We start from the raw sequence: 17,568 nt of genomic DNA on the forward strand, positions 1-17,568 counted from the left end.
TTGCCCCTTTGTATGTTCTAGAATGTAATGTCCTCTGCAATCGGTGTTTCCATCATTTCCTTCACCTTTTTGGGTTCCTGTGTTTTTGCTAATACCCACATCAACTTAGGAACGATGGCTTCTGTATTCATATTTCTCGAACGAATGATGACATTCTTATTTACTTTTCGTCCCACTTCGTATATATCCATATCCTCCCCTTCTTCTAAACATTGGGTAGTAATGACAACGGATATTCCACATTCGACCAACTCATTCAATTTCTCTAAAATATTTCTTCCTTGAAATGGAATACCGCCGCTTCCATAACTTTCAATAACAATTCCCCGATATTGATTTTTCAGAAAATCAAAGAATTCCGGCTTAATTCCGGGATGCAGCTTAACTAAAGCAACATCAGTACAAAGGGATCCATCTAACTTAGGTTCCTTATTCTTTAGTGAATGAACTGGCTTAAGATACTCAATTTTATCTTCATATATGGAAGCAATATAAGGATAATTAATACTTTCAAAAGAATCATAGCTTTTCGTTCTCAATTTAATGGCCCTAGTACCCTGGATGACTCTACCATCAAAAACTACATATACTCCTCCGATATCTTCACAAGCAAACCGAATCGCATCAGAGATATTTCTTTTGGCATCCGTCTTTTTAAAGGCGATCGGGATTTGAGAACCAGTAATAATTATCGGTTTCCCTAAATTTTGTAACATATATGAGAGCGCAGCTGAAGTGTAAGCCATTGTATCTGTTCCATGGGTGATGACGAAGCCATCGTAATCATGGTAGTGCTCATGGATGGATTTTGCCATTTCTGTCCAATCCTCGGGCTGCATATTCGTACTATCAATATTCATCAAAGGCTTACTATCAATCTGACATTGTAAATCTAATCCCGGTAGGTGGCCTAAAATTTCGTCAGCCTTCATCTCAGGTACCAGTCCATTTTTCCCTTCTAACGAAGCAATTGTACCACCGGTAGTAATCAACATCAACTTCTTAATTTTTGACTTCAACTTCTCCAATATACTACCCCCTATAGAGCCTCCCTGTTTACCAATCATTCTAAGCATCTCAGAAAGGATGTACTTTGTGAATGTCTATATTACGCGTACACCATATGTAATTATAGTCATGTTCCACTGTGAAATCAAGCGTAAGTTATTCATTACGCGTACACTTCATTGTAATATGATGTTATAATAGTTTTATATATAAAAGGAGAGTAATAAAGATGATTTTAAATAGATTAACTGCATTAAGGAAGGGCAAAAGATGGTCTTTACAATATACGGCTGATAGACTCGGAATCGCTAAGAGTACCTATGCAGGTTACGAATCGGGGCACCGCCGCCCTTCATTAGAAACAATTAATTTATTAGCCGGCTTATATGAAACATCCACCGATTACATTCTAGGTAGAGTAGATTATCCAGTTTTTCAGTCTGAAAATGTTTCCACAGAGTCCAATCAAGTCATGGAATTAACGGATTTCCCAAACATGGAGCTAGCTGTCGATGGAACCTCTCTTTCTGAAGAAGAAATGATTCAATTTATTGCTTTTATTAGATCTAAGCGAGAATTGGAAGTAAATCGCAATAAACAAAATGAAGCAACAAGACATTGTGCTGAAATCTGATAAGTTGGACTTCTGATATAAATCTCGGCAGCAAATAAACGAAACCTGAGTATAGACTATCATATTCTGTAGCATTAAAAAGGTACGGGCCATACAGCATCAGCGTTCCTTAAAGTTATTCATGTCATTAGTATTTTTGAAGGTTTGGAATTGTTTTCACTATCTCCCTTATAGTTGGGAACTTCCGGGAGAAGGAGGCTATTAAGTTCATGAACTCCATTAAAAAAATCAGGTAAGTCGTCCTGGTTATGATTAATGTTGAGTTTTCACGTTCGTGACTCTCACCCCAATTAAGAATGAGTAAAAATTACTTACTGGTTTGTAGCTCTTCAATAAAATTTAGTTTTTATTAATTAATAGAAGAAAGTCGTCTTATTCAAAGATCAGATCATCCACCATTTTTATCCTATTCCCCATTTTCTTACTTCAAATAATATCAAGGGAATTTTGGTCCGATTCAAAATATATACGTTTTTAATAATAATTTCATATCGATATAAAATGGAACGGAAAGACTTATAGCATAAGAAATATCGGTTTAATACTCCGGCTTTTCCTTTTTATTTATTTGCAATGAAAGAAAAAACCATAGCAAAGCTCATGGTTTCCCCCATAACATAGCAATGAAATCTTTAAAAGTGAATTTTTAACGGCATCGGAAGTTGCTTAATCTCACTTTTAATAATGTCCCCACCTACATTCTGCTTCCCTGTTTAAGGCATCTCGTCTTCTTTTTCCCGATTTTTAAAAGCTTCATGTGTGACAATATCCTCAATCTGTTCATACTGTCGGCTGTGTTCCTTCTCTTCGCTTATTCTATTATTAGGTAAATTTCCAGGGTGACCTTTTTCTTTATGATTAAAATTTTTACCACGACTCATACTCATTCTCTCCTTCCTATTCTTGTTTGTTTAGTTTTCCCAAGCAAAAAAAAAATATGATTTAATTTCACTTTTTACTTTTTCGTTAATAACTGCTCATGCTGGGCCGACTTACATAAAGGATGTTTTTCAACGTTGTCACAAAGGATTCGACTTAAAATGAACATGTGAATCCAAAACATGGCTGCAAAATCCCCAGTGTCAGTGAGTTGACGACTGGACCATCAATATTTGTCGAGAACGGCTCCCATCGTAAACTCACAGCAAACCCTGTCAGGACCCGAACAGCATATCTTAGCGATCATTTATATCCCGATCTTACACGCCTTTTTTTAAAGGGACTAGACAAAAATAAGCAAGGCGGCTGGTCCCGGTCTCTTTACATATTACTGAACGAATAAAGAGACCAAACAGAACAGGAACCGCCTGATAAAGACGCTTCCTGTTCTGTTTGTTTTTGGCTTTGTTAAAGAATAATGTTGTTATTTGATTATACCGAAGTTTGTTCTATAACGAGCTAAAATTACTGAGAGGGAGTGAGTTTTAATGGCGGGAGCGGACATAATTAACCAAATCAGAAATCTAAGCCAAAGACAGCAGCGCTTGAATGAGTTCTTCACAAACTCATTAGGGAGTGCGGGAGAAACAGAGTCTGTATTCACTGATGTATCAGAACAGAAACACCAAGACGGCTACACCTGCACCCATTGTCAATCCACTAATGTCATTCGCTTCGGTAAATATCAGGTAAAAACTACAATCAATACCATTGATTCGTCAAAGAGTGCGGTGAAACATTCACGATATGACGAACACTCCACTTCACAGAACTCATATGCCTAGTAAATGGCTTCAGTTCATCGAATGTATGATTGCAGGGTATTCCCTTCGGAAATCAGCTAAACTCATTGGTGCTCATTATGTAACGCTTTTTATTGGAGGCATAAAATTCTAACTGCATTGAAACAGATGGATTTTGAACTTTTCGAAGGTATAGTAGAAATGGATGAAACCTATTTGCTCTATGCCGAGAAAGGAAAACGGAATATCCAAGGTCGAAAACCAAGGTTACGCGGTGGTAGTCCGGAGTTTAGAGGAATAAGTAAGGACCAAGTATGCGTTCTTGTAGCCAGAGACCGCCAAAAGAGAACGTTTTCCAAAACAATAGGACAAGGGCGTATTATAAAATGAAAGTTTGGACGAAGCGTTAGGTTCCAAGCTATCAATACAAAATGTTCTATGTACGGATGCTTGACGGGCGTTTATGACTTATGCCAAAGAAAAAGGAATTGAGCGTCATCGCTTTAAAGCAAATGGTAGGGAGCGAGTTAAAGGGGATTTATCACATCCAGAATGTAAATAGTTATCACAGCCGTTTAAAGAGCTGGATGGAGCGTTTTAATGGTGTAGCGACTAAATATCTAGACCATTATTTGAGCTGGTTCCAATTCTTAGACACCATCAAACATATAAAAGATAACTTTACGATAACCAAATTGGTTTTAGACAGTTGTTCTTTCTCAGTTAACACAACTTATGATAAACTAAGGTTATCAGAATTTTCCAAATAACAGAACGTTCATTGTTCCGTTATTGGGCCAGTTTAATTGAACAAGGAATTGACATGACACCTTAATTAGTGAGCTATCTACAACACGCCGCAAATGAATTTTGACCAAAGGGAATATCTATTAAAGGGATTAAATTGGAGGGAATAGGGAATGGATGTAAAGACACTTTTGTTACAACAATGGGCAAGCTGCTTAGATGAAGAAGACTGGTTTCCACCACTAGAAAAAGTGCTAGAGGACATCACTTTTGAACAGGCAATTTGGAAACCAGCTGATGGGGCAATGAATTCCATTTGGGAATTAGTTTGTCATTTACTTTTCTTTGAAAAGAGATATCTGATGCGATTTCTTGGTGAAACAGCGAATGAACCACAGGCAGAAAATAATGACTCTACATTTCGATTACCAACTGAGACGTTAGAAAATTGGAAGGAAACAAAACAAGAATACTTTTATGTTCATCGTGAACTTGGAAAAATACTAGAAAAATCAGAACATGAAGATTTGTATAGACAGATTCCAGGTGATAATTCATTAGTGCTTGAACTGAAGAGTTTAGCAATGCACGACGCATATCATATTGGGCAAATTGTATTCCTTAGTAAAATGCAAGGAGCTTGGCCAGAGAAACGCAGCTTTTAAAAAAGTTTCATTAGCTTTACCGTTATTCCATTATAGTAGGCTTTAATGCAATAAGAACGGGAACGTCCAAATCGGACGTTCCCATATTTTATAGCTAAAAAACAACAATACTACTTAACAAAGCCTTGTTTTTTATATAATGATTATTAAAAATAGTTGATATAGGAATAAAGCTATGAGGATACCACTTCGGAAGGTCGCCACTTTCTTGAAATCTCTTCAATATGATGAGGTGCCGTTCTGCAGCATCCTCCGATTAAACGTGCCCCAGCATGGTGCCATTCTTCAGATTTTGGTTCGAGCGTGTTACATGATTCTTGACCATGCCATGTTTTAGTTTGTGGATCATAGGTTTCACCAGAATTCGGATAAACTATAATTGGTTTTTTTGTGTTCGCACTTAACACCTTGATGGCGTCCGTGACAACTGATACTGGTGCACAGTTAATACCGATCGCAGCAATTTGCTCACTGTCCTCAAAGAACTTTGCACAATCCTCCAGCAATGTACCGTCACTTATTGCTTTCTCATTTTTCAAAGAAAAGGATAGCCAAGCATATACTTCTGGATAATCTTTCAATAATGAATTCAATACTTTTGCTTCTTGCAGGGATGGAATCGTTTCAAATGCTATAAGGTCAGCACCTGCTTCAATCAAAGCTGATATTCTTATTCGATGAAATTCTGCTAAAGTTTCATCTGAAACACCATAGTTTCCTACATATTCTGAACCATCAGCGAGGTAAGCCCCATAGGGTCCTACTGATGCAGAAACCAATGGCTTAGGTCTATTCGTTTGCGTCTCTTCCTTCCAAAAATCATCTCTCGCTCTTCTTGCGAGAAACACCGTTTTCTGAATTAACTTCAGGGCCTCTTTTTCTTGTATTCCACGCAAGGAGAAACCTTCAACAGTAGCTTGGTAGCTTGCAGTTATCGCACAGTCCGCTCCTGCACGGAAATAGTCAGTGTGAACCCGATAAATCACCTCTGGATTTTCAAGCAATACACGGGCAGACCACAGCGGATCGTCCAAATCACACCCATACCGCTCAAGCTCTGTAGCTAAAGCCCCGTCCAGAATCATGACTGAATGTTCTCGTAAAATAGCGTCAATTGGGTTAATTTTATTCTTCAAGATCTACGCCTCTTTTCTTTGAAGTTTGTGTTACATAATAACTTCCATAGCAAAACAAAATAAATGGAATACCACAATAAAGCGCAATCCGTTGTGTAGGATCAAATGCAATTCCTATACAAGAAGAAAGACAAAGCATGAAAGAAATGATTGGTACAAGCGGATATAATGGTGTACGATAAGCCAAGTCATTTACTGAATTTCCTTCTTTTATAAATCGTCTCCGAAATAGGAACTGTGAAGCGCTAATACTCATCCAAACTACAACCACGGCCAGACCCGAAATGGACACAAGCACTATATACACAGTATCCGGTGCAATAACACTAGAGAACAGGGCTAAACCACCGCCCAACATACTAAAAATGACTGAATATATCGGAACACCTCGTTTTGTTAATATTGCGAATATTGGTGATATGGTTTTCTTATCTGCAAGTGACCAAAGCATTCTGGAAGAGGCATATAGACCTGAGTTTGCAGCAGACAAAATGGCAGTTAAAATAACAAAGTTCATAATATCCGCTGCATACGGCACTCCAATTCGTTCAAGAACGGCCACAAAGGGGCTTTCTAATACGCCTGCATCCGAAATAGGCAATAATGCGGATAATACAACGATGGTTCCTACAAAAAAGATAATCAATCTCCACAATGTCAGACGAATTGCCTTTGGTATCGTTTTTTCTGGATTCACAGTTTCTCCAGCTGCAATTCCGATTAATTCAGTTCCAGAAAATGCAAAATTCACTGCAAGCATCGTCATGATAATGGCAAAAGCACCATTAGGAAATAAACCTGCACTTATAAAATTGGAAAATAGCGGTGCTGATTGAGAGTTAGTCATTGGAATATAACCTACCATTGCAGCAACTCCCAAAATAATAAATATCACGATCGCAATTACCTTTATTGACGCAAACCAAAATTCAGATTCAGCGAAAAACTTGACAGTCAGTGCATTTAATACAAAAACCAAAATGGCAAATAGAGCACTCCAAATCCAGACATTGATTGATGGATACCATCTCTGCATCAACAATCCAGCGGCCGTGAATTCCGAACCTAGTGCAACAGTCCAAGTTAGCCAATACAACCAGGCTACTGTATACCCTGTCCCAGGTCCAATGTATTTGGCTGCATAGCTATGAAACGCACCTGTCTCGGGCATATGTACTGCCAGTTCACCTAAACATAGCATGACCAGATAAACCACTAGTGCCCCTATCAGATACGAAAGGATAGTGCCAAACGGGCCAGCCTGTTGAATCGTATAACCCGTACTTAAGAATAAACCAGTTCCAATCACCCCCCCAAGCGATAGCATGATTAAATGCCGTGCTTTCATTTCCCGTTGAAATTCATGCTTCCTTTTGTTCTCCATTCATACTCCCCTTCATCCTGCATCCAGAAAAAACGAAAACGCACTCTAATAAGAGTGCGTTACTGACAAATAAAAACGTAGGGTCTCATCTATCAGGGTTTCACCCCCTGGAATTAGCACAGTGTCGTAGCAGACCTGTTGCTGAGGTTTCATAGGGCCAGTCCCTCCACCTCTCTGGATAAGAAATTTATTTTTTTATTACTTTATCAATCTATGAAAAAATTGTCAAGTATTTGTTTTGGATTGTAAAGACTTGCTTTTTTGCGGGCAAGTCGCTCAAGACTTGGAGATAACGGAAGATATAAAAAAAAGACGACATCTTTTTAAAGGTGTCGCCACAATTCTTAAGGACGTTCCAATTCAAATAATTCTCCTAGTTTTGTATAAGTATGACCCGCTAATCTTGCGACAGGTTTTAGCCCATTCTGGTCAATTCGGCCATTATGGTAAATATCTTGCTCTATATGATAGCAGACAATTTTCCCTATCAATAAATCACAACCGGGTTTATTCTGGGAACCTGCCAATGGTATCGCATGCTCTAATATGCACTCAAAGCGTACCTTTGCTTCTTGCAATCCTGGTACGGATACCTTATCACTGACAGCTGGCGTGAAATTGGTAAGACCCAATTCACTTTCGTCAGATGGGAGTTCCTTCGCCGTTCGATTTGCATCAGCTACATTATTCTCATCAGTGATATGAACAACGAATTCACCTGTTTGAATTGCATTTCGAGCCGTGTCCTTTGAAACTCCTTCTTTCCGTTGAACAGAAATGGAAATCATTGGAGGATTTGAACTGACTATGTTAAAAAAGCTGAACGGCGCTATATTGATTGTACCGGTTTCGGATTGTGTCGTAACCAAGGCTATAGGTCTCGGTATAATGCTTCCAGTCAAAAACTTATAATTATCCCGTTCAGTAAGACTTTCAGGATTAACAGAAATCATCTTCATTCCCTCTCATTCTTATAAAAAGTTCTTTTGAAACCATGAACCCGCTGCCTCAACCTCTGAACGTGTTAACTGATGACCGTAATTTTCCCATTGAACATCCACTGTAGCACCAGCTTGCAGTAAAAGTTGATTAAGTTCATCAGTTTCTGCTGCCGGGCAAATCGGATCGTTTTTACCTGCAGCAATAAATACAGGTATATCCGAAAGGGACGGCAAAGCAATCCCTCTTCTAGGCACCATGGGATGATGAAGAATCGCTCCTTGTAATGCCACTTCGAAATGGAACAGCAAACTTGCCGCTATATTTGCACCATTGGAATAACCTAATGCTACCACTCTTTCACGGTCGAAGTCATATTTTTTGGACGCTGATTCCAAGAAGTCATAAAGCTCCTTCGTACGAAAGATCAAATCTTCTTCATCAAAAACCCCTTCGGATAACCGGCGGAAAAAACGAGGCATTCCGTTTTCAAGTACATTTCCCCGTACGCTCAATACGGATGATCCCGGTGAAACCATTTCCGCTAATGGCAAGAGATCTGTTTCCGTTCCTCCAGTGCCATGTAAAAGCAAAAGCAATGGCGCTTCTGGATTACTTCCTTTTTGAAAAATATGCTTCATCATTTATCCTCCTCCAGTACTCTCGGCACTGCCGGCAGTAACGTTTTCTCCATGATTCCCCTTTTTTCTTCCAGCCATGGCGGCAGCATTAATTTACTACCCATCGTTTCCTTCGTTTCATCATGAGCGAAGCCAGGTGGATCTGTGGCAACTTCAAAAAGTATGCCTCCATCTTCCCTGAAATAAATGGCATCGAAGTATTGACGGTCTGTAAAGGGTGTCACACCATAGCCATGGTTGGCGATATGCTCCCTCCATTCTTTATGATCTTCATTATCGATGGCACGCCATGCAAGATGATGGACAGTTCCCACTCCGATGTTCCCATTTGGCAAAACCGTTTTTTTAACATCTATCAAATTTCCGATGTCCGATGTGGATTTGAAGCGGATGTAATCGCCCTCTTCCCCAATTTTTTGCAAGCCCATCACTTTCTCTAATAGTTCCATCGTTTTGATCGGTTTTGACGTCAATAATACGGCACCGCCGAATCCCTTGACCGCCTTGGAAGCTGGTACACCGCCGAATGACCACTCGCTATTTTTCCCTTCTTTACGCTCAACCAGTTCAAGTTGCAAACCATGGGGATCTTGAAATTCCAGATATTCCTCTCCAAAACGTGAAACTTTCTCGAATACTATATTAAACCTGTTCAACCGCATTTCCCAGAAATCCATTGAACCTTCCGGAACCGCATATGTTGTAATCCCCACTTGTCCAGAGCCAATTTTCCCTTGGTATGCCGCTGGCCAAGGAAAGAAAGTGATGATGGTCCCTGGTGAACCTGATTCATCCCCAAAATATAAATGATAGGTTCCTGGGTCATCAAAATTGACGGTTTTCTTCACCATGCGCATTCCCAATACTCCAGCATAAAAATCCACATTCTCTTGAGGATTGCCTACAATTGCTGTTATATGATGTATTCCCGCGGTTTTCTTTTGCATGCCGATTACTTCCTTTCCCGGTTGATTAATTTGTTGATTTTGTATTTAGTGGTTTTAAATTCGATTCAATATCCTGTCTTTTCGATCCTAAAAAAGGTGGTAAGGCAAGGTTTTCACCTAGGTGCTGCTCTGCTTCATCCACTGTAAAACCAGGTCCATCTGTCGCTAGTTCAAATAAGATGCCATTCGGCTCCCTGAAATAGAGGGAACGAAAATAAAAGCGGTCTACATAACCCGAGTTCACAAAATTCGATTCACTAATTTTTTCTATCCATTTTCTCAGTTCCCCTTCATTATCCACCCGAAAGGCAACATGGTGTACTCCGCCCCTCCCCAATCGTTCTCGAGGGATGTCCTTCCTTTCTTCAATATGGATTTCCGCTCCTGTTCCACCTTCACCTGTCTCGTAAACGACAATCGGATTTTGCCCCCTTAAAGAAGATGGGTATGTTCCTGATTTCCGGAACCCCAACACCTCCGTTAGAACGCTTTGTGTCTGGTCAATATTGGGTACAGTGAGTTTTACTGGTCCTAATCCAATGATGGAAAACTCTTGCGGTACCGGGCTTCCATCCCATGGTACACCTGCTTGAATTCCGTTACTACCCTGATCGGAAACCAGAAGAAGCCTTTGCCCCTCAGGATCTTTAAAAGAAAGCACCTTTCTTTTAAAACGGGTCGATATTTCATCATGCTCAACATTGCATTCTACAAACCGTTTTTTCCAATATTCAAGTGCTCTATCATCCCTAACCCTTAAAGAAATTTCTGAAATGCTATTGTTTCCTTCGTGAGTGCGGGCGGCATTGGGAATTTCAAAAAACGTCAGTTCTGTACCAGGAGACCCAATTTGGTCTCCATAAAATAAGTGATACACACGAACATCATCTTGATTCACCGTTTTTTTGATTAATCGCATCCCTAACACTTTCGTATAGAATTCAAAGTTGTTTCCCGCTTTAGCTGTAATCGCTGAAACATGATGTAATCCTTTTAATTCCATCTGTACCACTCCTATCTTTATAAATCTCCCCTTACGGAGATGAATTATCCGCAAATAATATCTTGAATTCGAGATATTTAACTAGAGGTAAATTACTTTTAATAAAAATATCTTGATTTAAAGATAAATGATAGTGATTTATTTGTCAACCTTTCTTTCATTTAAATATTTCACCCGCATTCACTTATAATAAAATATTAAAACCAGGTCAAAATAAGTCGGTATAATTAATGGAGGTGTGATATGGCTACAGATTTTTTATGCTCAATTGAAGATAGGCGCTCTTATTATTCCCTTAGCAAGGTAAGTGTTGTATCTGATAAAAGGATTAAAGAAGTTATCGATCATGCCGTTCAACATTCCCCTTCCGCTTTCGACTCCCAAAGTGCAAGAGTGATTGTTTTAATTGGTCAAAGCCACGACCAATTATGGGATATCACGAGGGAACATTACGAAAAACCGCCGGGGACAAAGATTTTGGAAAAACGGTAGAAAAAATGAAGTCATTTAAAAATGGTTATGGTATGGTTTTATTCTTTTAAGACCAAGCCATTATTGATGGGCTTCAAGAACAATTCAAAACGTATGCCGATAACTTTCCGATTTGGTCGAACCATTCATCTGGCATTTTACAATTTGCGTATGGACTTCATTGGAAATCGAGGGGTTTTGTGCAAGCCTTCAGCATTATAATCCCTTAATCGATGAAGAAGTGAAGAAGGCATGGGATATTCCTCGGGATTGGAAACTCATCGCACATATGCCCTTTGGAAAACCCACTGCAGAACCTGGGGATAAAGAATTCTCACCTCTTGAAGAACGGGTAAAATATTATCGATAATACAATAACGGGCTGGCTCTATATGCCGAGCCAGCCCTTTCATTTATTTCACTTTAATAATCCGGTAATGTTGCAAGGAATTTTGAAAATATCAGTGATGCAAAGCCTAAATACGCCAAAACCAGCATGATTTTAATATACTCACTGTCGTTCAATACGTACATTTCACTTCCCCCAGTAACTTATTTAATTGGTGAAGAACGCCCCGGTAGCCATTCCTTCAAATAATATGGGAGTTTACCTGAATATTGTTTGGATGCATGTCCACTTTTCAGTAGGCTGTATGTCTTATCCTTACATGTTAGATGCTCCATTACCGGATAAATCATCTCCTGAGGGACCAAACGATCATACTTATTTGCTATGACCAAAACACTAGCATCAATTTTCGAAAGCTTCGCCTTTTTCCCCCTAACCTTAAAACCACCATTAACCAAGCGATTTTTCATCAAAAGATCCTTCGTTATTTGTTTTGCAGCTGCTCCGGATAATGGCACATGCCCATTGGCCCACGCGTTGAAACGGCGCCAATTTTGAACGTATTCAACATCATCCGCTTTATTCAATAAAGATAAATAGGGTGATATATATATAGGAGATGTAATTAAACGGATTCCATATTTAACTGCACTCGCTGGGATCGTTTGATAAATATCGATCGTCTCGTCAAAATCAACGGTCCCTTCTTTTAATGCTTCCTGCCATTGATCAAAAAATTCTGAGGCGCTGAAATCTACCGGTGTAACGGAGAGGATCAAATTCTTGATCGGCTCGTCGGCAATGGCAGCATATATTGCTGCTAACGTACCGCCGAGACAAAACCCCATAACTGTAATTTCTGATGCTCCAGAGTGACGTAATGCACGCTGCACTCCTTTTTGAATATAATCGACGATATAATCTTCGATCGATATCTCGCCATCTTCAAAACCCGGGCTTCCGAAATCAAGCAAATATACATCAAAACCTTCATTTACAAAAGATTCTATTAAACTATTCCCTGGGGACAAATCAAGAATCAATGGAGTATTGATTAGTGAATATATAAGAAAAACCGGCACATCATATTTTTTTTGTGCAGAAGGATAATACCAGAGCGTTGATTTGTTTTTTTTCCACACCTCTTTTTTCGACGTCAGACCGATTTCAGGCATAGGCTGATTGGGAATATCCAAAAAATGTTTCCATTTAGATATGGGTTCGGACTGATTTTTCGGCACTTTCCGTTTAGACATTTGAATTCCCCTGTCCAAATGAATCGAATTTAGGCAACTGTGCACTTAATAATAAGGACTCATTCATAAAATCCGCTAACCTTTTTTTACTCCCTTCTATTTCATTGGATTCCCAACTTGATTTCTTTAACTTTTTACGCGATGAATAAGCATTCCGTTTATTACGAAATGAAGAATTCCCGGTGAAATTCCCGTCCCTATCCATAAGTAACTCTTCTAACCTATCAATTTTTTCTTCGAGCTGGATGACTAATTTTGCAAGACTCGCTACATCTTTTTTTGTTGGGTAATTCATGATGATGGACAATCTTTCTGAGGCTTCCTGCATCCTATTTATTTTTGGAATCTGCAATTGTGCATTGTCGCTTACTGCTTCAATTAATTCCCGGTTATTCAGCAGATTTTGAATTTTGTGATTCAGCTCTTGCTCTTTTTGTGCTCCTAGTAGTTTAAGCCCTTTATAAAAATTTGAATCCTTAGCCATATATATCTTTCCTTCCTTTCTCCTCCATTTATACTAATGCCGATGTTCCCCCGTCAACGATCAAAATATGACCAACCATATAGTCAGAAGCCTGTGAGGCTAAAAATACGGCGGCTCCCTTTAAATCATCTTCATTGCCAAACCTGCGAGCCGGAGTATTACCTAATATGTCATAATTGGATTTCTCAAGAATTCCCTTTGTGATTTTGGTCGGGAAAAATCCAGGTGCTATCGCATTGACCTGGATGCCGTATCTAGCAAGTTTAACTCCTAAATCTTTAGTCATTGTAATGACGGCACCCTTACTGGTGTTATAAGCTATGGTATCCAATACCTCAGGAAACGTACCGCCAAGACCTGTCACGGATGCGATATTAATGATTTTTCCGGAATTTTGCTGCATCATAACCTTCGCTACAGCCTGTGAAAACAAGAATGTACCTGTAACATTTACATTCAATACTTTTTCCCACTTATCCTTGGGAAGATCCACAAATGGACCTGACCAGGACGTGCCGCTATTATTGACAAGAATATCAATCGTACCGAATTGAGCAACCGTTTCCTTTACCACAAGATCAATGTCACTCTCATTCGTTATATCACATTCAAAGGCAATGGCATTAACACCCATTGATTGCAAGTGTTCACATACTTCCTTACATACAGGAAGATTTCGTGAAGCAATGGCTATATTAGCGCCAGCCTCCCCCAAAGCCATAGCAATCTGTTTGCCCAATCCTCTTCCGCCTCCGGTAATGATTGCCGTTTTATTAGTCAAATCGAACATATTGCTCAATGTAGTCAACTTTTCAGCCCTTCCGTAATGAATTATTATTTATATAGAACTATCTATATCATTATAGAAAAGCCTATCCAATATTGTGCTTAAAATAGCCTAATGCCTCTGCCTTTTGTTTTACCAAACCTTTAATGGGCCGATTCCTTTAGATTATTCGGCAGGTTTTTATGTCCCAATCGGTGATAATTGACCGAACGGGCACTTTATTCGGCCGATTGAGCAAAATCGAATACTTGACCTATTTAATCGTTTACACTAGAGAATAGTAAGGAGGTTTTAAAATGACCATACATCACTTTCATTTAACAGCAGAATGGCCCGGCGGTAGAAATGATATCGGCATTATTCAATCAGGGAATCTTCAAACACAGATAAGTATCCCTACGGAAATGGAGGGACCAGGGATCGGCACAAATCCCGATGAAATGCTGCTTGGAGCGGCCTCGACTTGCTATATCATTACCTTTGCTGCCATGTTAGAGCGAGCCCATATAAAAAAGGCCAGCTTGACCATGCAATCGGAAGCCATAGTGGATGTTACGAATGGTGTATTCACCTACAAGAAGATCATTCATCGCCCTACACTTGTATTAGCACCGGATACATCTGAAAAAGCGGCTGAAAAGGCAAGAAAGCTTGCTGAAAAAGCTGACGCTTCTTGTATGATTTCAAGAGCGATCAAAGGTAATGTAGCTGTGGAATTGAACGCTGTAATTTCCATTGCACAACATCCTTGAACAGAAAAAAAGTGCCTAAACCGATAAAGGTTAGGCACTTTTTGAACTATTGAATTGCGTTCACTTTATTTTCAACCTCGCGGCACACTTCATCAGCCGATAAACCATTTGCCTCAATGATAGACGCTTTTAATGAAGTATCACTAATTCCCATCACATTAGTATCCAATCCTGTTACCACACAACAATCCACGTTTTTTGCGTCAGCTTCATGTTTAATCTCCACAACATCAAAACCTTTTTCACGAAGTGCTTCCTGAATATTCGTTAATGATTCTTCAACACCGATTTTTGACATCAACACACACCTCCTCTTCTTTCTAACCTGTCCTTTTCACCTTCAATATATGTATAGGATGCAAAGGAAATAGGGAAAGTAATATCGAGGTGATAAACATGAATGGAAAACACAAGAAAGATGCATCACAAACCCGTTTAGGTTCTTCTCAGGTTGAGGGGCAAGGTACCACTACAAAAGAAACCGGGTCCTTCACTCAACCATCTTCACTTAAAAAGCAAAAGCGTTCATGATCAAAATGAATCCCATCATGGAATTCCGCTTTCATTTTGGACAAAAAACGCTTGGTTTAACCGCCAAGCGTTTTTCCACTGCATAATCCATGTTAATTGTACCGCACCCAGGAAGCTCTTTTCTTATATATTTTGTTTCCTGATTTCCCGTTGGATTTTTAAATCATTCAATTGATCCCCATCAATGGTTTTTGAACCCACTTTTGCTTTTTCTGCTTCATCCTGGTTAAAATCACTTGCCTTTAAATTATTATTGGGAGCGGCTTGTTCGTTCCATTTGGTCATCATGATCTCCTCCTCATTCCTTTATCTTTCCCAAACCAAAGAATATTCATGAATACACCACATCATTTATTGCAAAGATACTAATGGAGGTGGTTTTATTGGAACCAAACAAACCCGGCAATAAGAATGCACCGGATTTTAAAGAGCTGAACGACCGTATCATCAGGGAACCATCACAGAGTCCCCGTTTAGTCATCAAAACAAATTTGGATGCAAAGAATGTAAATGATGAGAACCCCTATTCCGATCGAATCAACAGTGATGGATTTTCTGATTTTTTTGAGGAATAAAACAAAACCGGCTTTATAAGCCGGTTTCTCTTAAAAATATTTCTTCTTCCAAAAAATGAATGCCGTCGTCCCCGCTAAAGTGATGGCAATTAATAATGTAAAGATGAAAGCCAACTGATTATGTTCAAATGGCAGTTCCACATTCATTCCGTAAAAACTTGCCACCATCGTCGGAAGCGTTAAAATAATTGTCACTGAGGTTAGGAACTTCATGGCATTATTGACATTATTCGAAATAATCGAAGCGAATGCATCCATCATCCCGCTTAAAATCGAGAGATACACTTCTGCCATTTCGATTGCCTGTGCATTTTCGATGATTACGTCCTCAAGCAATTCTTTATCTTCTTCATACATTTTCAAATAATTAAAACGGAGGATCTTATCAAGTACTACCCGATTGGATTTCAATGATGTAGTAAAATAAACCAGGCTTTTTTCCAAAGCCAAAAAAGTATATAGTTCTTTATTTTTCATTGACTGATGCAATTCACGTTCCGCTTCATTAGTCATCTTGTTAATCTGTTTAAGGTACCGTAAATAATAGGATGAAATTTCAAATAATATTTGTAAAGCAAACCTTGTTTTCTTATTGGTGAAAAATCCTTTAATCTTATTGTTTTTGAAATTCGCTAAAATTGGGGTTTCTTTCAAAGATACTGTAATAAAACAGTCTTTGGTAAAGATCATCCCTATGGGAATCGTTTCAAAGATGGGTAAATCGGCTTCGTCCCGAGTCAAATATGGGAAGTCGACAATAATTAAAACATTATCATCTTCTTTTTCTATGCGGGGCCTTTCCTCATCGTCCAGCGGATCTTTCATGAAATTAATCGGTAACTTCAAAGTCGTGCATATATAATCTATTTCGGCTTCTGTCGGCGCGACAATATTCACCCAGGAACCTTTTGTCATTTCCTCGATATTGTTTAGGTGCCGGTTTTCATTCGTCTTGTAGATTTCAATCATTTGATGACCTCCTCTTCTATAGAGAAAGCCTTATTTACCTTCTTCGAGCAGATACTCAGGGAGAATAACAGTCTCGACTTCTAGCATCATATTGGCTTCCTCTTGCTTACTGGGTTCAGGATCATAAGAACTGCTGCTCACTCGTATCCACTTCCTTTCGATTCTTTAATCTTAATCCTTATTCTTTTAAAGCACAATAACGAATTTACCACCTTGAACACCCTGTTTAAAATTCGCAATCATCTGAATTTAACGATTTAAAAAAAGATCAAATAAAGCCATAAAAAATCGCTTAGAATCTCCAAGCGATTTTTTATTACGTTATCCATGCTTAGCATTATTATAATAGTGAACACCATACATGGCGCCTTCATCTACCATTTTATTATCTTCATGATCATATGGATCGGGGTGACCTGCCTTTTCAATTACAGGGTCCAGCTCTGAAGCCTTCCTATTCCAAAAACTTAATGTTTTATCTTTTGCATTGGACCACATGTCCTTCACTTTTCCTCTGTTCGTTTTATTTGAAAAAAATGAGACTCCGGCAACTCCGACTCCTAGTAATACTACGTTTCTTCCTAATGCCATCATTACCTTCCCCCTTA

The 17,568-nt window shown here is 39.0% G+C and carries 20 protein-coding genes, 2 pseudogenes and 1 riboswitch; of the genes and pseudogenes, 7 read left to right on the forward strand and 15 right to left on the reverse strand.

Going from position 1 to position 17,568, the window contains the following annotated elements; genetic code table 11:
• Positions 1-17 precede the first annotated feature (17 nt).
• A complete protein-coding gene (locus ACFX4X_RS08125) occupies positions 18-1,007 on the reverse strand; it encodes an asparaginase (RefSeq protein WP_377382931.1) in 990 nt (329 codons plus the stop codon).
• A 230-nt stretch (positions 1,008-1,237) separates the two neighbouring features.
• Between ACFX4X_RS08125 and ACFX4X_RS08130 the strand changes: the two genes are divergently transcribed.
• A complete protein-coding gene (locus ACFX4X_RS08130; protein ID WP_377382872.1) occupies positions 1,238-1,642 on the forward strand; it encodes a helix-turn-helix domain-containing protein in 405 nt (134 codons plus the stop codon).
• A 713-nt stretch (positions 1,643-2,355) separates the two neighbouring features.
• On the opposite strand, the gene ACFX4X_RS08135 is transcribed toward ACFX4X_RS08130, so the two are convergent.
• Positions 2,356-2,523, reverse strand: coding sequence for a hypothetical protein (locus ACFX4X_RS08135; RefSeq protein ID WP_162878727.1), 168 nt, complete (start codon positions 2,521-2,523; stop codon positions 2,356-2,358).
• A gap of 546 nt (positions 2,524-3,069) precedes the next feature.
• On the opposite strand from ACFX4X_RS08135, the pseudogene ACFX4X_RS08140 reads away from it, so the two are divergent.
• Both ACFX4X_RS08140 and ACFX4X_RS08145 read left to right on the forward strand, forming a co-directional pair.
• Positions 3,070-4,094 (forward strand): annotated as a pseudogene (locus ACFX4X_RS08140) (IS1595 family transposase).
• Positions 4,095-4,244: 150 nt separating this feature from the next.
• The gene (locus ACFX4X_RS08145) at positions 4,245-4,736 is read left to right on the forward strand and encodes a DinB family protein (RefSeq protein WP_377382874.1); all 492 of its coding nucleotides are present in this window, start codon (positions 4,245-4,247) and stop codon (positions 4,734-4,736) included.
• 173 nt (positions 4,737-4,909) lie between these two features.
• Here the strand turns inward: ACFX4X_RS08145 and mmuM are convergent, their stop codons facing one another.
• The 6 genes from mmuM to ACFX4X_RS08175 all read right to left on the reverse strand — a co-directional run bounded on the left by mmuM (position 4,910) and on the right by ACFX4X_RS08175 (position 10,786).
• A complete protein-coding gene (gene mmuM / locus ACFX4X_RS08150; protein WP_377382876.1) occupies positions 4,910-5,872 on the reverse strand; it encodes a homocysteine S-methyltransferase in 963 nt (320 codons plus the stop codon).
• On the reverse strand, positions 5,862-7,256 hold the full coding sequence (gene mmuP / locus ACFX4X_RS08155; RefSeq protein ID WP_284470555.1) for an S-methylmethionine permease: 1,395 nt from the start codon (positions 7,254-7,256) through the stop codon (positions 5,862-5,864). The genes mmuM and mmuP overlap by 11 nt, the downstream gene beginning before the upstream one ends.
• Positions 7,257-7,338: 82 nt before the next feature.
• Positions 7,339-7,441, reverse strand: a riboswitch (SAM riboswitch).
• Positions 7,442-7,600: 159 nt separating this feature from the next.
• Positions 7,601-8,209, reverse strand: a complete 609-nt coding sequence (locus ACFX4X_RS08160) for a flavin reductase family protein (RefSeq protein ID WP_125161363.1) — start codon at positions 8,207-8,209, stop codon at positions 7,601-7,603.
• Positions 8,210-8,227: 18 nt separating this feature from the next.
• A complete protein-coding gene (locus ACFX4X_RS08165) occupies positions 8,228-8,836 on the reverse strand; it encodes an alpha/beta hydrolase (protein ID WP_284472050.1) in 609 nt (202 codons plus the stop codon).
• Entirely contained in the window at positions 8,836-9,783 is a 948-nt protein-coding gene (locus ACFX4X_RS08170; RefSeq protein ID WP_289337468.1) for a ring-cleaving dioxygenase, read from the reverse strand. The genes ACFX4X_RS08165 and ACFX4X_RS08170 overlap by 1 nt, the downstream gene beginning before the upstream one ends.
• A gap of 25 nt (positions 9,784-9,808) precedes the next feature.
• Positions 9,809-10,786 carry a ring-cleaving dioxygenase gene (locus ACFX4X_RS08175; RefSeq protein WP_377382878.1) on the reverse strand — a complete coding sequence of 326 codons (978 nt, stop codon included), beginning with the start codon at positions 10,784-10,786 and terminating at the stop codon, positions 9,809-9,811.
• 243 nt (positions 10,787-11,029) lie between these two features.
• Here ACFX4X_RS08175 and ACFX4X_RS08180 point away from each other — a divergent pair.
• A pseudogene (locus ACFX4X_RS08180) lies at positions 11,030-11,627 on the forward strand (nitroreductase family protein).
• 182 nt (positions 11,628-11,809) lie between these two features.
• Here the strand turns inward: ACFX4X_RS08180 and ACFX4X_RS08185 are convergent.
• The 3 genes from ACFX4X_RS08185 to ACFX4X_RS08195 are packed head-to-tail and all read right to left on the reverse strand — an operon-like array spanning position 11,810 to position 14,136.
• A complete protein-coding gene (locus ACFX4X_RS08185) occupies positions 11,810-12,862 on the reverse strand; it encodes an alpha/beta fold hydrolase (protein WP_377382880.1) in 1,053 nt (350 codons plus the stop codon).
• Positions 12,855-13,346, reverse strand: coding sequence for a hypothetical protein (locus tag ACFX4X_RS08190; protein WP_377382882.1), 492 nt, complete (start codon positions 13,344-13,346; stop codon positions 12,855-12,857). The genes ACFX4X_RS08185 and ACFX4X_RS08190 overlap by 8 nt, the downstream gene beginning before the upstream one ends.
• Before the next feature lie 28 nt (positions 13,347-13,374).
• The gene (locus tag ACFX4X_RS08195) at positions 13,375-14,136 is read right to left on the reverse strand and encodes an SDR family oxidoreductase (protein WP_284472049.1); all 762 of its coding nucleotides are present in this window, start codon (positions 14,134-14,136) and stop codon (positions 13,375-13,377) included.
• A 293-nt stretch (positions 14,137-14,429) separates the two neighbouring features.
• Between ACFX4X_RS08195 and ACFX4X_RS08200 the strand changes: the two genes are divergently transcribed.
• Positions 14,430-14,885 carry an OsmC family protein gene (locus tag ACFX4X_RS08200; protein WP_377382884.1) on the forward strand — a complete coding sequence of 152 codons (456 nt, stop codon included), beginning with the start codon at positions 14,430-14,432 and terminating at the stop codon, positions 14,883-14,885.
• A gap of 46 nt (positions 14,886-14,931) precedes the next feature.
• Here the strand turns inward: ACFX4X_RS08200 and ACFX4X_RS08205 are convergent, their stop codons facing one another.
• Positions 14,932-15,183: a YkuS family protein gene (locus ACFX4X_RS08205; RefSeq protein WP_089363324.1), complete on the reverse strand. Its 252-nt coding sequence runs from the start codon at positions 15,181-15,183 to the stop codon at positions 14,932-14,934.
• A gap of 98 nt (positions 15,184-15,281) precedes the next feature.
• Here ACFX4X_RS08205 and ACFX4X_RS08210 point away from each other — a divergent pair, with 98 nt between their 5' ends.
• Entirely contained in the window at positions 15,282-15,416 is a 135-nt protein-coding gene (locus tag ACFX4X_RS08210; protein WP_089363323.1) for a YuzL family protein, read from the forward strand.
• Between the two features lie 123 nt (positions 15,417-15,539).
• Here the strand turns inward: ACFX4X_RS08210 and ACFX4X_RS08215 are convergent, their stop codons facing one another.
• Positions 15,540-15,701 carry a hypothetical protein gene (locus ACFX4X_RS08215; RefSeq protein ID WP_377382885.1) on the reverse strand — a complete coding sequence of 54 codons (162 nt, stop codon included), beginning with the start codon at positions 15,699-15,701 and terminating at the stop codon, positions 15,540-15,542.
• A 98-nt stretch (positions 15,702-15,799) separates the two neighbouring features.
• Here ACFX4X_RS08215 and ACFX4X_RS08220 point away from each other — a divergent pair, with 98 nt between their 5' ends.
• Positions 15,800-15,991, forward strand: a complete 192-nt coding sequence (locus ACFX4X_RS08220) for a hypothetical protein (protein ID WP_377382887.1) — start codon at positions 15,800-15,802, stop codon at positions 15,989-15,991.
• 30 nt (positions 15,992-16,021) lie between these two features.
• On the opposite strand, the gene ACFX4X_RS08225 is transcribed toward ACFX4X_RS08220, so the two are convergent.
• Positions 16,022-16,960, reverse strand: a complete 939-nt coding sequence (locus ACFX4X_RS08225; protein WP_377382889.1) for a magnesium transporter CorA family protein — start codon at positions 16,958-16,960, stop codon at positions 16,022-16,024.
• Between the two features lie 321 nt (positions 16,961-17,281).
• Positions 17,282-17,554, reverse strand: coding sequence for a hypothetical protein (locus ACFX4X_RS08230; protein ID WP_284470547.1), 273 nt, complete (start codon positions 17,552-17,554; stop codon positions 17,282-17,284).
• Positions 17,555-17,568 lie beyond the last annotated feature (14 nt).

The organism is Peribacillus sp. YIM B13481, from assembly GCF_042787985.1.
In the GTDB taxonomy this organism is placed as follows: Bacteria; Bacillota; Bacilli; order Bacillales; family DSM-1321; genus Peribacillus; species Peribacillus simplex_A.

Bases quoted from the DNA above. Each gene is read 5' to 3' on its own strand.
- ACFX4X_RS08130 (WP_377382872.1), top strand. From the start codon at position 1,238: ATGATTTTAAATAGATTAACTGCATTAAGGAAGGGCAAAAGATGGTCT.
- ACFX4X_RS08135 (WP_162878727.1), bottom strand. From the start codon at position 2,523: ATGAGTCGTGGTAAAAATTTTAATCATAAAGAAAAAGGTCACCCTGGA.
- ACFX4X_RS08145 (WP_377382874.1), top strand. From the start codon at position 4,245: ATGGATGTAAAGACACTTTTGTTACAACAATGGGCAAGCTGCTTAGAT.
- mmuP (WP_284470555.1), bottom strand. From the start codon at position 7,256: ATGGAGAACAAAAGGAAGCATGAATTTCAACGGGAAATGAAAGCACGG.
- ACFX4X_RS08160 (WP_125161363.1), bottom strand. From the start codon at position 8,209: ATGATTTCTGTTAATCCTGAAAGTCTTACTGAACGGGATAATTATAAG.
- ACFX4X_RS08165 (WP_284472050.1), bottom strand. From the start codon at position 8,836: ATGAAGCATATTTTTCAAAAAGGAAGTAATCCAGAAGCGCCATTGCTT.
- ACFX4X_RS08170 (WP_289337468.1), bottom strand. From the start codon at position 9,783: ATGCAAAAGAAAACCGCGGGAATACATCATATAACAGCAATTGTAGGC.
- ACFX4X_RS08175 (WP_377382878.1), bottom strand. From the start codon at position 10,786: ATGGAATTAAAAGGATTACATCATGTTTCAGCGATTACAGCTAAAGCG.
- ACFX4X_RS08185 (WP_377382880.1), bottom strand. From the start codon at position 12,862: ATGTCTAAACGGAAAGTGCCGAAAAATCAGTCCGAACCCATATCTAAA.
- ACFX4X_RS08190 (WP_377382882.1), bottom strand. From the start codon at position 13,346: ATGGCTAAGGATTCAAATTTTTATAAAGGGCTTAAACTACTAGGAGCA.
- ACFX4X_RS08195 (WP_284472049.1), bottom strand. From the start codon at position 14,136: ATGTTCGATTTGACTAATAAAACGGCAATCATTACCGGAGGCGGAAGA.
- ACFX4X_RS08200 (WP_377382884.1), top strand. From the start codon at position 14,430: ATGACCATACATCACTTTCATTTAACAGCAGAATGGCCCGGCGGTAGA.
- ACFX4X_RS08205 (WP_089363324.1), bottom strand. From the start codon at position 15,183: ATGTCAAAAATCGGTGTTGAAGAATCATTAACGAATATTCAGGAAGCA.
- ACFX4X_RS08210 (WP_089363323.1), top strand. From the start codon at position 15,282: ATGAATGGAAAACACAAGAAAGATGCATCACAAACCCGTTTAGGTTCT.
- ACFX4X_RS08215 (WP_377382885.1), bottom strand. From the start codon at position 15,701: ATGACCAAATGGAACGAACAAGCCGCTCCCAATAATAATTTAAAGGCA.
- ACFX4X_RS08225 (WP_377382889.1), bottom strand. From the start codon at position 16,960: ATGATTGAAATCTACAAGACGAATGAAAACCGGCACCTAAACAATATC.
- ACFX4X_RS08230 (WP_284470547.1), bottom strand. From the start codon at position 17,554: ATGATGGCATTAGGAAGAAACGTAGTATTACTAGGAGTCGGAGTTGCC.